The 12,427-nt window shown below is 43.5% G+C and carries 13 protein-coding genes; 5 read left to right on the top strand and 8 right to left on the bottom strand.

Annotation, left to right across the window (positions count from 1 at the left end; genetic code table 11):
- Positions 1 to 109: 109 nt before the first annotated feature.
- Entirely contained in the window at positions 110 to 799 is a 690-nt protein-coding gene (locus NIAKO_RS26740; RefSeq protein ID WP_014221583.1) for an aspartate/glutamate racemase family protein, read from the top strand.
- 13 nt (positions 800 to 812) lie between these two features.
- Here the strand turns inward: NIAKO_RS26740 and NIAKO_RS37235 are convergent, their stop codons facing one another.
- The 3 genes from NIAKO_RS37235 to NIAKO_RS38235 all read right to left on the bottom strand — a co-directional run bounded on the left by NIAKO_RS37235 (position 813) and on the right by NIAKO_RS38235 (position 4,772).
- Positions 813 to 3,128, bottom strand: coding sequence for a phosphotransferase (locus tag NIAKO_RS37235; RefSeq protein ID WP_014221584.1), 2,316 nt, complete (start codon positions 3,126 to 3,128; stop codon positions 813 to 815).
- A 1-nt stretch (position 3,129) separates the two neighbouring features.
- Complete coding sequence (locus tag NIAKO_RS26750) at positions 3,130 to 3,930, bottom strand: nucleoside/nucleotide kinase family protein (protein ID WP_014221585.1); 801 nt, start codon at positions 3,928 to 3,930, stop codon at positions 3,130 to 3,132.
- Between the two features lie 128 nt (positions 3,931 to 4,058).
- On the bottom strand, positions 4,059 to 4,772 hold the full coding sequence (locus NIAKO_RS38235; protein ID WP_014221586.1) for an ATP-grasp domain-containing protein: 714 nt from the start codon (positions 4,770 to 4,772) through the stop codon (positions 4,059 to 4,061).
- A 91-nt stretch (positions 4,773 to 4,863) separates the two neighbouring features.
- Here NIAKO_RS38235 and NIAKO_RS26760 point away from each other — a divergent pair, with 91 nt between their 5' ends.
- Together NIAKO_RS26760 and NIAKO_RS26765 are read left to right on the top strand one after the other, a co-directional pair.
- Entirely contained in the window at positions 4,864 to 5,346 is a 483-nt protein-coding gene (locus NIAKO_RS26760) for a YdeI/OmpD-associated family protein (RefSeq protein WP_014221587.1), read from the top strand.
- A gap of 63 nt (positions 5,347 to 5,409) precedes the next feature.
- Complete coding sequence (locus NIAKO_RS26765; RefSeq protein ID WP_133055303.1) at positions 5,410 to 6,069, top strand: hypothetical protein; 660 nt, start codon at positions 5,410 to 5,412, stop codon at positions 6,067 to 6,069.
- Between the two features lie 60 nt (positions 6,070 to 6,129).
- On the opposite strand, the gene NIAKO_RS38760 is transcribed toward NIAKO_RS26765, so the two are convergent.
- From NIAKO_RS38760 to NIAKO_RS26785, 5 genes are all read right to left on the bottom strand, one after another.
- A complete protein-coding gene (locus NIAKO_RS38760; RefSeq protein WP_014221589.1) occupies positions 6,130 to 6,297 on the bottom strand; it encodes a hypothetical protein in 168 nt (55 codons plus the stop codon).
- A gap of 60 nt (positions 6,298 to 6,357) precedes the next feature.
- Entirely contained in the window at positions 6,358 to 8,208 is a 1,851-nt protein-coding gene (locus NIAKO_RS26770) for a tetratricopeptide repeat protein (RefSeq protein WP_133055304.1), read from the bottom strand.
- A gap of 216 nt (positions 8,209 to 8,424) precedes the next feature.
- On the bottom strand, positions 8,425 to 8,862 hold the full coding sequence (locus NIAKO_RS26775) for an organic hydroperoxide resistance protein (RefSeq protein WP_014221591.1): 438 nt from the start codon (positions 8,860 to 8,862) through the stop codon (positions 8,425 to 8,427).
- A 29-nt stretch (positions 8,863 to 8,891) separates the two neighbouring features.
- Entirely contained in the window at positions 8,892 to 9,683 is a 792-nt protein-coding gene (locus NIAKO_RS26780) for an alpha/beta hydrolase (RefSeq protein ID WP_014221592.1), read from the bottom strand.
- Positions 9,684 to 9,716: 33 nt separating this feature from the next.
- Positions 9,717 to 10,505, bottom strand: a complete 789-nt coding sequence (locus tag NIAKO_RS26785; protein ID WP_014221593.1) for a DUF1223 domain-containing protein — start codon at positions 10,503 to 10,505, stop codon at positions 9,717 to 9,719.
- Between the two features lie 157 nt (positions 10,506 to 10,662).
- Between NIAKO_RS26785 and NIAKO_RS26790 the strand changes: the two genes are divergently transcribed.
- Both NIAKO_RS26790 and NIAKO_RS26795 read left to right on the top strand, forming a co-directional pair.
- The gene (locus NIAKO_RS26790; RefSeq protein ID WP_014221594.1) at positions 10,663 to 11,682 is read left to right on the top strand and encodes a sensor histidine kinase; all 1,020 of its coding nucleotides are present in this window, start codon (positions 10,663 to 10,665) and stop codon (positions 11,680 to 11,682) included.
- Positions 11,663 to 12,427 (top strand): LytR/AlgR family response regulator transcription factor, encoded by a 765-nt coding sequence (locus NIAKO_RS26795; protein ID WP_014221595.1) that lies wholly within the window; start codon positions 11,663 to 11,665, stop codon positions 12,425 to 12,427. Before NIAKO_RS26790 ends, NIAKO_RS26795 begins: the two co-directional genes overlap by 20 nt.

Consider the following 12,427-nt stretch of genomic DNA (forward strand, 5'->3'; position numbering starts at 1 on the left):
CAAAGGTTATACGATTTAGAAATATTATTAATTAGTTCTACAATCTGCCGCGGACTCCACTTCTTTCAAAGGTCCGCATAAGCGGGCCTTTTTTCATTAAATTGCTCCTATGAAAACACTCGGACTCATAGGCGGCACCGGTTGGGTATCTACCGTAGACTACTACAAACTCATCAACGAACTGGTTAATGAAAAGCTCGGTGGCGTTCATGCCGCAAAGCTGATCCTCTATTCACTTAACTTCGGAGAAATCAAATCCCTTCTAGACATAAACGACTGGGACAGCATCAGCCGCATTTATATAGACATTGCCATTAAACTAAAGCAAGCAGGTGCCGACTGTATTATACTGGCCGCCAACACCCCTCACCTGATCGCAGATAAAATAAAGCAGGCAGTACAGTTGCCTTTTATTCATATTGCAGAAGCAACAGCCAAAGCCATCAAAGAAACCGGCATTAAAAAGGTAGCGCTGCTTGGCACCAGGTTTACCATGGAAAATTCTTTTTACACAGATGCGCTTGCTGCAAAAGGTATTTCAACCCTGGTCCCCAATGAAGCGGAACGCAATTATATCCACAATAGCATCCTGAATGAAATGGTAAAAGATGTTTTTACTGAAGCCTCTAAAGCCACTCATATTGAAATCATCAACAGGCTAATTTCAGAAGGCGCCGAAGGCGTTGTGTACGCCTGTACGGAAATCCCGATTTTACTGAAAAACACCAGCATTGCCGTCACCACATTCGACACTACACTTATTCATGCAAAAGCAGCAGTAGCGTTTGCGCTTGATTAGCTGACGTATTGTTTTACCCTTCGCACATTTTTTCCAATTGTTCAATCATCGAAAAACAATTATCCAGCACCCGGTTGGGAAATTTCAATTTCATCAGGATTTCCGATGCTTTATAAAAGGTCATCCTGCAGACCAGGAATTCTTTTAAGGCATATAAGTAGCCCCTCACCCACGCTGCATCAGAAAGGTCTCTGCCCCAGGCAGCCGCATGCAAACCAAGATACTTTTTCAGGAAGTTTAGGTCCTGCGGATCGCTTGTTACGAAAGCCAGGAATTCAACAATATCCCGATGGGGAATATTCTTTACCGCCAGCTCCCAATCATACATACACACTTCACCATTCATACGAATGGCTATGTTCCTTGGATTAAAATCATTGTGAATAAGGCAAACAGGCAAAGCATCGATTTCACTGCGTACTGTAAGATCTTTCAAAAATCCCTGCAACTGCTGAAGCTGAACTACCCGCACAGGATCCTCTTCTTCTTTTACAATGATAGCTATCAGTTTCTCATAAAGCGGGGCCGACGAAGCCGGGTCAAACTGTTGAAAGAGATGTTCAGGAATTTGTGCGGATGCTGCATGATAATGTTGATGAATGGTGGTAATATTCTTAATCATGTTCTCAATATCCTGCGGCCGCCACCTTTCTGGTTCATTCTCGGCATTAAAAAGGTACATATCCTGTTCGGGCAGGTACTCGGTGATCAACAAATATATTTCCCGCTGCAAATCTTCTTTCTTACCATAATAAGCTGGCGTAACAAAAAATCCTTTCGTATGCAGGTCCTCGTAAATAAAAAGCTCCTTCAGGTGACAATTGTAATATTCGGTATGATTGCGGTAATTGTAGATCAGGTCAGACAAAACAGGATCAATGGAAGCAGCCAGGCAGTGCAAGGCCTTGATCACATCCTGGTCCATGGCCTTTGATTTTACCAGCAGGGATAGATTGTTCTTGTCATCCATTGCAGTAAACGGGAAAAAGCCGATCAGCTTTTTACTGATCTTTCGCGTAAGGTTGGTAATTATGCCATTATCCATTTCCTGTTCTTCAAAACCAATGGTCAGGGAGCTGAATTCGGGGTTCAGCTTCCCAAGTATTTCAACAAGCAGGTTTTTATTAAGCTCCGATTTGGTAAGCCAGTTCACCGGTTTGTTCCGGCCTAATTTTTCGTGCGACTTGGCAAAGGCGCCGCTTACAATCGCCGCATAGGTAGAAATCTCCAACGACAACGCAAATGCCGCTATCAATTGGGCGAACCGTTCCAGCTTTCCTTTCCCGTAACATTTCATCAACTCCAGCACTTCTTTTTGTTTAGGTACTGAAGTGCCGCCTCCAACTGTACCTATTACCAACGTGGGCAAACAAAGTGAAATATACAAGCCCGTATTTGTTTTCTCTATAGACAGCATTCCCACCGATGATTCGTGTAACGACCCCAGATCCTGACCGGTAGCAGCAAACAGGGCAGCAACCGTATTGGCCACGTTGATATTATACCCAAACATATTATCCAGTTTGGCCAGCACAACAGAGGGCGCAAAGTAGTTCATGATATCGTCGGAAGTAGTGCGCAATACATTAACAATAAGCGACTCCTCTAAGTGGCATTCTGCGATTACTTTTACGCCCCTGCCCTTGGTAACCGAATAGGTGGAAACTTTTTTATCGGACGAACCATTTCCTTCTATAACGTAATTAGTGATGACAATCCCGGTTTCTTTACTGAACAGTTCAACAATAAAAAGCAAGGCGTGCCAGGTACAGGTGGTAGTCATGTTTTGTCCCGAAGCATCGCCCGTGCGATAATAAAACCGGGTGTGCACCACGTTTTCAACAATGATAGGTTCAATGGATAAAAGCTGTGCGTGATTGGAATGTTTTTCTGCCTCTCTTTTTATAGTCTGAAACTTTGCAGGCAACCAGTTATAGAACATCGCTGCATCCTCCGGCTTATCAAAAACAAACATGGGACACCGGCTCATCTTCTGATGAATGAACCTTGTTTTAATACCTCCGCTCATACTGGCGGCTTTTGCGCCCCGGTTCATACTGGCTACCAGTGCGCCTTCCAGGGTGGCCGCGCCGCCATACACCCATTCTTCCCTACCATCGGCCATATGCAATAGCGGTCCTACCAAACCAATAGGGATTTCAACCGAACCGATGTAGGACTCTATTTTATTCTGGATATCGCCATGCAAAAGGCCCGAAGTGGAAATATGCTCAATGGAATATCCCAACTCGTTTAAATAATCATGGCGCAGTTTGGTAGAGGTAGGTGTTACCAAACCCCGCCCGGGAATGATGGGGTAATTTTCCATGTCAGTTACTTTTAGTTATTTCATCCAAAAGCCGGTCATAAAAACTATCCAGCTTTTCAAACCGGGAGGCATCTATGTATTCTATGGGTATCTTATCCTGCGCAGCAATGCCTTCAAACAAAACATCATAAGTTTTATCAAGCAAAGCCAATACCTGCAATTGCTCGTGCGGTTCAGCCAGCTTTCTGGAAGCGATACGATCGAACAGGATTTCAGGGGCAGCTTTCAGGAAGAAGATCTTATCCGGAAGCGCTGTTTTAAACAATTTCGTTAATTGTTTGTCCGGGCTAGCCGAATTCTTAAAAGTATCACGAATAAAAGTAAAGATCTCAAGTGCATAATCACCTCCGCTTTTAATGGGCAATAAGCCAACTATAAAAGAAAGTAGCTCCCCATAAGTGGCATTATAATAATCTGTTTTCTCCCGATTCAAATAACCGGGAGTAAGCCGTTCGGCATAAAACCGGGCATAGATCAGTGGATCGATCAGCGGGTGTCTTTCACATATCAGGATACGGGTAAATGGGGTGCACATTTCGTGCACTAATTGTTGGTACAACAGCATGGAGCCAAACAAGGCCAGGGCTTTCAGATCGCTCCAGTTATTTTCATCTGCCTGCCGGCTCATATCATTTAAGAGCTGCGCCTGCTTCCGGATAGTAGAATCGTAGGGTAAACTGTCTTCGTCAATATGAGGCAAAGTAATCAACGCAACATGATCGGGCTTTTCACCTGCTAACCTGTAAAACAAAGTGCTTTTACCACAACCATCTAACCCGGTGATAAGTATTGTTCTTATCATGGATAAATAATTTAGGGGCGTGTTTGTCTTAAAGATATACAAAACACCTAACGGTAGTTATTTTACCCTGTTAAATGGTTTTAACACTTTGCAAATTTGATAATAAGGAAACATTTCCCGGCTTATGGTTAGTGGTTTACGGTTGCACCAATTATACAATCGATAACGTTTTCCGCTTCACAACTATTTAAACCTGCCCCCCAACACGCATTAAACTCAAGAATAAACCATCCGGTATCTTCGCTATGTGCAATATCAATAACAACCACCTCCGGCAAACCGGCTTTGTTCTCCTCAAGAAAAGCAGAAACAAATTGTCTTCCGGTTGATAAGTCAGCTGCGCCTTCGTACAAAGCAAGATCTTTTACGGTGTTACCTTTTATATAACACCTTGCTTCCGCGGTAATATTGTTTACAATAGTTGAGACTAATATTTCTTCCCTATCGGTCAGCCCACTGACTGCCTGTTTAAAATCATGCAGGGTTTGAAAAATACCTGCTATAAACATTTTGGGAATAACAGGTTTAATAAAAACGGGGAAGTCGCTTTCTTTCAATTGATCTATTTGCTTTAATTGAATAAAGCGCTTTGTCCATGTATGGTCAAGCCGTACAATCAAAGTATCATCGGGCGAGATCAATTCAACATTATAGATCTGCGCCAATACAAAAGCAAATGCCTGGTTACCATAAATAGCAATTTGCTGCTGGGCTAATTCTTCGTCTTCGATCCAGTATTTTCCCAATCGTTTTACTTCCCCACCTTGTTTTGCCCAGGCTTCAAATACCTGTTCCGTTTCGGGGTCTGTTTTTTCGGGGATTAAAAGTATTGGCTTAGTCATAGTCTGTCATGGTGATTGAAGTCCATTTATTGCAGGCATGTTTTAGGTTCCACTATAATAAGCTATTTTAGCAGGATAACAGCAGTTATCTATGCATAAATTCAGGGCCACTATAGAACTAATTGGAATTAACCCTTTTGTATTTGTGCCCGACAGCATATTAAAGCAAATTTTCATCCAGGCAGGAAAAGAAACCGGCTACATTCCCATCAAAGGAACGGTCAATAATAAAGCCTATAAACAAACGCTGATAAAATACAAAGGCGCGTGGCGGTTATACATTAACACTACCATGCTGAAGAAGTCGCCTGAAAGGATCGGGGAAAGAATTGAGCTTAGTGTTGAATTCGACCCGGCAAACAGAACTATAAAACCTCATCCCAAACTGGTAAAGGCATTGAAGGAAAATACCGCCGCTAAAAAAGTATTCGACAGCCTGCCTCCTTCCAGGAAGAAAGAAATAGTACGATACATCGCCAATTTAAAAACACCTGAAAGTGTAGACAGGAATATTAAAAGAGCTATCGATTTTTTAACCGGCAGTGGTAATTTTGTTGGAAGAGATAAACCTTAACACTTTTAAATACCCTTACCCATGCATTTCCTTAGACCGTTTTCCATCATTATCCTTTTTGTCATGATAAGTTCTAAATCGTTCTGCCAGGATAATGTTTTTCCTTCTATAGATAGATATAAATATTATGGACTTGATAATAAATTCTATATCTCCTTCATGCCTGTAAGCCTCATAGATTTTGCGGATGGCTCCTCTTTAAGATTTAGCGCAGATGCCAAAGTGTATAAAGGGATTGCTCTTTCTGCTGAAATCGGTTATTACACCTATTTAAGCGACTATTTTGCCAAGCCCAATGCCAAAGGTATTATTATTAAACCGGCCCTGAAATATTATCTCTGGAAAGGAAATAAATGTAACGGCCCTTACATTGGGTTGGAATATCAATACAAACATCAAACTTACTTTGAACATGATAGTATTTCGGTCAATAGTGCAGGCTATGCCAAAACTTATAAAATGACAAGATATGTTAATTGTATCAATGCAAAATTCGGATACCTGAACAACCTTACCAGGAGAATAATCCTGGAAATGTATGCCGGTGCTGGTATCAGGTTTTTTAATTCATCTACTGATTTACCACAAACCGAATATGATGGAATATTACGGGGAGAAAAATATGGCAATGATATGAACTCAGGATACCAGGTAAGGGTATTGGGGCGTCATACTTATCCTAATATTTCCGCAGGCATTAAAATTGGGGTGAGGCTTAGGTAATGTTTACAACGAATTAAAGCTGGCTATAACTGGTTCAACCCAGGCGGGAAAATTCTTTACTCACAAAAACACCTGCCCTTTTTCAATACGCAATATTTCCTGGGGAATAATGAGTCCCTCAACTGAAGCAATCCCATATCTTTTTACCAAAGCCGCCATGTGCTTATCGCCATCAAAAACTTCAATATCTGTTAATTCAAACCAGTATTTCTGTCCTTTAGAATCCATGCTACCCAAATTTGTCTACCCAAAATAACAAATTTCCGCCATTTCAACTAACCTACTGATTTACAACGCACAACTCTTTATCAACCCACTCGTCAGGGTGATCTTTTTGGTTTCGCTCTCTTCATCTATCTCTACAAACTTCTCGAACCGGGCGCTGCGTTCAACGGTATAGTCCTGCAGATAATAATAATTGGTAGTTTGCATTACCGGACCGTTTTGGTAGGTATCTGAGCCGTTATATACTTTGGCCGTCTTTAACTGGTTGAAGTTATGGATCACCTGAACAAAATATTTACCGGGCTTCAATCCTTCAAACACAAAACGGCCTTCTGCATCGGCCACTGCTTCTATGCGGTATTTATAAGCTTCGTCCGACATATACACCCAGGTTGTTTTGCTCTCTTTCTTTTCCCGCAATTTGTACCACTCGTCCAGGTAAGGTGTAACCGGCATCAATATTACTTTGGCGCCTGCAGCATCAAATCGCAGCCCATCGTATTTTGAACAGGCGCGGCCTTTAATAGTAGCCAGCCCCCTGCTCAGGGCAGCCTTTGCTACGGCAGGGTCAAACGTGCTGCCGGGATACAGGATCTTTTTTCCTGAGTTACCGCTGGCGGTGATGGTTCCTCCTAAGTCGCTGTATTTTTTCCGGTCCAGGTTAGCCTGTTTGGTATTGCCCAATGCATCGTATACTGCTGCGCGGTTGTTATAAGCATCCAGGTTATTGGGATTGTATTCAATGGCTTTTGTGTAACAGGCAATAGCATCATTATACTGTTGCTTGTTATGATGAACAAAACCCATGAACAGATAACCGTAAGAAGAATGCGGATCCAGTTCAACTGATCTTTTAAAATCTACCATAGCCTTATCGTCTTCTTTTGAGCTGTAGTAATCTTCGCCGCGCGTCTGGTACGCATAACTGTATTTAGGATCTAATTCAATGGCTTTATTATGATCTTTAACCGCCAGGTCAATTTGCTGTTTGGTGCGATATACATTCCCTCTCGACGCATAATAGCTGGCTTTTGCAGGATTCAGTTCTATAGCCTTGTTGTAATCGGCCATCGCCAGGTCGTACTTTTGCTGATCGTAATAAATATTCCCGCGGTTACCATATACATCTGCATCTTTCGGCGTAAGCTCCAACACTTTGTTGTAATCGGCTATTGCCAGATCATATTTCTTCTGAATGCGGTATATCACCGCCCTGTTAAAATACGCATCGCCTGAATTCGCATCACACTTAATGTTCTTTGTATATTCTGCAATTGCCTGATCGTATTGCTGCTGGTTGTGGTAAATAAGTCCGCGCAGGTAATACGGGTAACCATATCGGGCATTGATGTCAATGGCTTTTGACAGGTCGGCCATTGCCAGGTCCATTTGGTTCTTATCAAAATACAAACCGGCGCGTTTCGCATAGGCACGTACATAGCGCGGGTTCATCTCCAATGCTTTGGTAAAATCGGCCAGGGCTTCATCGGGTTTTCCCTGGATATTTTCCATGGACGCACGCATGAAGTATTCCATTCCTGTTTTTGGCGAGCGTAATAAACCGATCGCTTTTTCAGCCTGCTTCTTTGCCTGGGGCATATTGCTTTGCGCCTTGTAACATTCGGCCAGTTGTGCCTGAAACAAAGCATTATTCGGACTCAACTTTATCGCCTTCTCCACATCAGCCTGTGCAGCCGTTGCATTGAACTCGAACAGCAATCCTCCTGAATGTACCAGGTAAGCCAGGGCATTGTTTTTATCGGCGGCAATGGCGTCAGCAGCCGTGTTTTTTGCTTGCTTAAAGTTGCCCTCCATCCATTGCGTTAAAGCCGTTTCGGCTGTTTGGGCATACGTAGAAGAGACAGCGCTGCTGGTAATCAACAGCATTCCTAAAAAACGGGGAAATTGTTTCATGGGCTTGAAATGGAAAGCAAAATAAATAATGAAATCCCTGATTTCCAGCACAACCAGATTAATTAATCAAGATTACCTGATTACCGGGATGAATTTTCTACTTATTTCCCGGTATGCCTTCCGCATTCTAATGAGTTTTTAATTTCAGCCAAAAAATAAGGGCCTCCCGATATACCGGGAAAGCCCTCTATACATAGCCATGAAGCCTTTCTCTTTTTAAATCAAATTGATCGTTACATTAATATTTCCGCGGGTGGCTTTTGAGTACGGACAGGTAGCATGCGCCGTTTCTATCAATTGTTGCGCAACTTCCGCATCCAAACCAGGCAAACTTACATTCAACCTTGCCTGTAACAGAAACCCACCACTGCCAGTGCCCAGGTCTACTTCCGCATCGATGGCCGTATCAGCAGGTAATTGAATCCGCATTTTGTTAGCGGCGATACCCATGGCGCCAATGAAACAGGCTGACCAGCCCGCAGCAAACAATTGTTCGGGGTTTGTGCCATCGCCCTTCCCTGGTGTGGTTAATTTTACAGTTAAATTCCCATCGCTGCTTTTTGCAGCGCCATTCTCGCGGCCGCCTGTAGTATGGGTTTTTCCGGTATAATATACTTTCTCTATTTGTGTTGCGGTGAATGCTAAAGTTTCCATTGTTATAATGTTTTATTTGTTTATTGAATTTATTGCTGTGCGTTGGCTGCGTCAATAATTACATTGGCTACAGCATTGGGTTGTGATATGAATACTACGTGACTGCCTTTTATTTCGGTAATCTTCGCTTTTGCGCGTTCGTACATGTTGCGCTCTATTGCCGGGTTAAGGGCTTTGTCTTCTGTGGCTACAATACCATAGGTCGGTTTTGTTTTCCAGGCGGCGTTTGTAACAGGCGCACCAAAGCAGGCTGCGAATATGGGTACTTGTGAAGCGCTCATAAAATCCGCTTCTTCCTGACTAAGATCGGCAGCAAAACCTGCATGGAATTTTGCTCGGTCAAAATACACCACTCCTTTATCATCGGGTGGTAATATGCCGCCCTCGCCTGCCATCGGCAATGACATCGCCAGTTGTCCGGTGGTTTCCCCTGCCTCAGGTAAAAACGCGGAGATGTAAACCAGGGCTGCTACTTTCGGGTGTACTCCTGCTTCTGTAATTACCGTACCTCCCCAGGAATGACCAACCAGTATTGTAGGACCATCCTGTTTATCGAGTGCGCGCAGGGTGGCGTCTACATCATCTTTCAGTGAAGTAAGCGGGTTCTGAACAATGGTAACGTGATACCCTTTCTTTGTTAAGATCCTGTACAATCCTTTAAATCCTGAACCGTCTGCAAAAGCACCATGCACGATCACGATATTTTTTACAGGCCCGGGTGCTGGCTCCGCCATGGTATGAACCGCCAACAGCAGCAACAGTGATACGGATAAGCAAACCAGTAAGTAAATGCGTTTGGGTTGTAATAACAGGTGTTTCATTGTAAGTTGTATTAATAGTGAAGTGATAGTTTTTTAATTCATTTTAGCGGCGGCGGTAATATTGCCATTGACTTTATTCTGAATAAAGCCGATCAATTCCCAGCCTTCCTTTACCAACGTATCGGGTAAATTGATTGTCGTGCTTTTGCCTGAAATATCTACAGGTATCAATTCGCGAACAATTTGAACATGTGATAACTGGCGGCCTTCATTTTCCCCGGCCATTACATGCGAGCTGGCTTTCTTTTGCACCAGCGCCAGGTACAACGTTTTATTTTTTGTAGAACCGGTAACGGCATAATTCACCCGCACTTTGCCGCTGTCTGCCTTACCGGTTAATGTAAGGGCATTATCTGTTCCCCGTTCCAGGGAGGCATCTATCGCTTTTACAATCGACCGCTCATTGGAACCTACATACTCACTTACGCCATTTACTACTACCTGCGGGGTATAAATAGATTCCAGGTTCATCCAGTCGGAATACTGGCGTTGACGGGCCGTGAATTCGGCCGCGCTGAATTTATCTTTCCAACCCAGCTGGTTCCAGTAATCAACATGGAAGGCTACTACATACACTGGTTTGCCGGCATTTTCCTGTTGCAGTTTTTCCATTAACTGATCGGCCGGCGGACAGCTTGAACATCCTTCCGAAGTATACAGTTCTACCAGGGCAAACCCTTTGTTATCACCTGTTGCCGGTTGCTGGCCATGTTTTTCGGCAGCCGGGGTTTGACAGGCCACATCATTTAATGAAAGGGAACATACTGCCACTCCTGCTACGGCTACACAGCCCGCTAACTTTTTCATTTTTGTCCAGTTCATATAATTTGTTTTAGTGTGTTTGTTGTTTGTTCCACAAATTGACGACAAACCCGCCGGATTAAAACCCTTAAAATGCCCGGTTAGGCATATTGGCACCTGAAGTAGACAATATAGGACGTCAATAATCAGCCATTTAATTCTACTTTTGACTCATCAAATGAGCACAAAAAACTTCAACATTTCCAATAAGGTCATCTGGCTAAGCTCACTGGCACTTGGCCTGCTGATGGCGGTTCCCAAAATTGCGGAACGGCCTTTCAACCTGTATGAAACAGTGGTCAATTGCGGCGTTACCGCGTTGTTCGCGCTGTTTGTATGGTATTATAATATCTATACGCTTCCCAAATACACGCACCGGGATATTGCCAAAGGCTTTTCGGTAAGCCGCCTTATTATAAGCCTGGTTACGGGTGTGGGCGTTATGTTCCTGCTGGCGCTGTTGCAACAGGAGTTGATCTCGCACCTGCCTTTTGGCCCTACTATGTTAATGATAGAAGTAAGAGGTGTACTGGTGAATGTTACCTTTTATATGTTCATTCACTTCCTGTACCAGAACTACCTGCATCAGAAAGTAAGTATTGAACTGGAGCGCACCAAAATGGACAACCTGGCCGCCCAGTATGAATTGTTAAAACAACAGGTGAATCCGCACTTTCTGTTCAATAGTTTGAACACGCTGAAATACATGGTGGAGAACCAGGATGAACATTCGGTTGATTTCATTTTAAAGCTGAGTGACTTTTACCGCTTTACCCTCGAGAGCAGAAAGCTTGACCTGATTACTGTTTCGGAAGAATTGAAAACGCTGGAAGCTTATATCTTCCTGTTAAAGGCAAGGTTTGAAGATGGGTTCGATGTTTCCATCAACATCGACAAAGCCCATTACTCATCCCATATGCCGCCGTTCACGCTGCAGCTGTTGATCGAGAATTGTATCAAACATAATATTGTGTCGTTAGACAAGCCGCTGAAGGTGCGCATTTATTCAAACGGAGAGTTTATTATTGTGGAGAACAGGATCCAGCTAAAAAGAACCAAAGAAGCTTCTGCAGGCGTGGGCCTGGATAATATCAAACAACGATATTTGCACCTGCTGGATAAAACCGTGACCGTTGAATCCGGTGACACCAACTTTACCATAAAACTTCCCGTTGCATATGAGAATCGTAATTATTGAAGATGAGATAAAAGCCGCCAAATCACTGGCCAATATGATTGCAGCCATCCGGCCCACTGCAACCATTGTTGCCAGTTTACAAAGTGTTGAAAGCGCTGTAAACTTCTTCACCACCAATGAGCAGCCCGACCTGGTGTTTATGGATATTCAGCTGTCTGATGGGTTGGCGTTTGAGATCTTCGAGAGTGTTCAACTCCGCTGCCCGGTTGTTTTCTGCACCGCTTTTGGGGAATACACGCTGGAAGCAATCAAGGCTAACGGCATTGATTATATCCTGAAACCTTTTTCAAAAGAAGAGGTACAGAAGGCGTTTGAGAAGGTAGATAACCTCAAGAACTTCTTCCAGCAAAACGCCCAGCCCGACCTGAGCGGGTTACTGGCCAAAATAGGCGCCGCCAATAAAGGCAAGGAAAGCTTCCTGGTGTTTAAAGACAACAAATACATTACGGTTCAAACTGAACAGATCGCCTTTATTCATATCCGGTACGATACCACCACCATCATGACCTTTCAGGGACAAAGCTATCCGCTTACCCAGTCGATGGAAACGGTTCAGGAACAATTATCGCCCCGGCAGTTTTACCGCCTCAACCGGCAATACCTGGTAAACTTTAAAGCCATCAAAGAAGTAGAACATTATTCAGCCCGCAAACTGTTTGTAAAGCTGGTATTGCCCACACCCGATGAATTACTGATCGGGAAAGAAAAAACAACCGCTTTCCTGGAGTGGATGGGCGACAGGTAA

The sequence above is a fragment of the Niastella koreensis GR20-10 genome (assembly GCF_000246855.1).
Classification (GTDB): domain Bacteria; phylum Bacteroidota; class Bacteroidia; order Chitinophagales; family Chitinophagaceae; genus Niastella; species Niastella koreensis.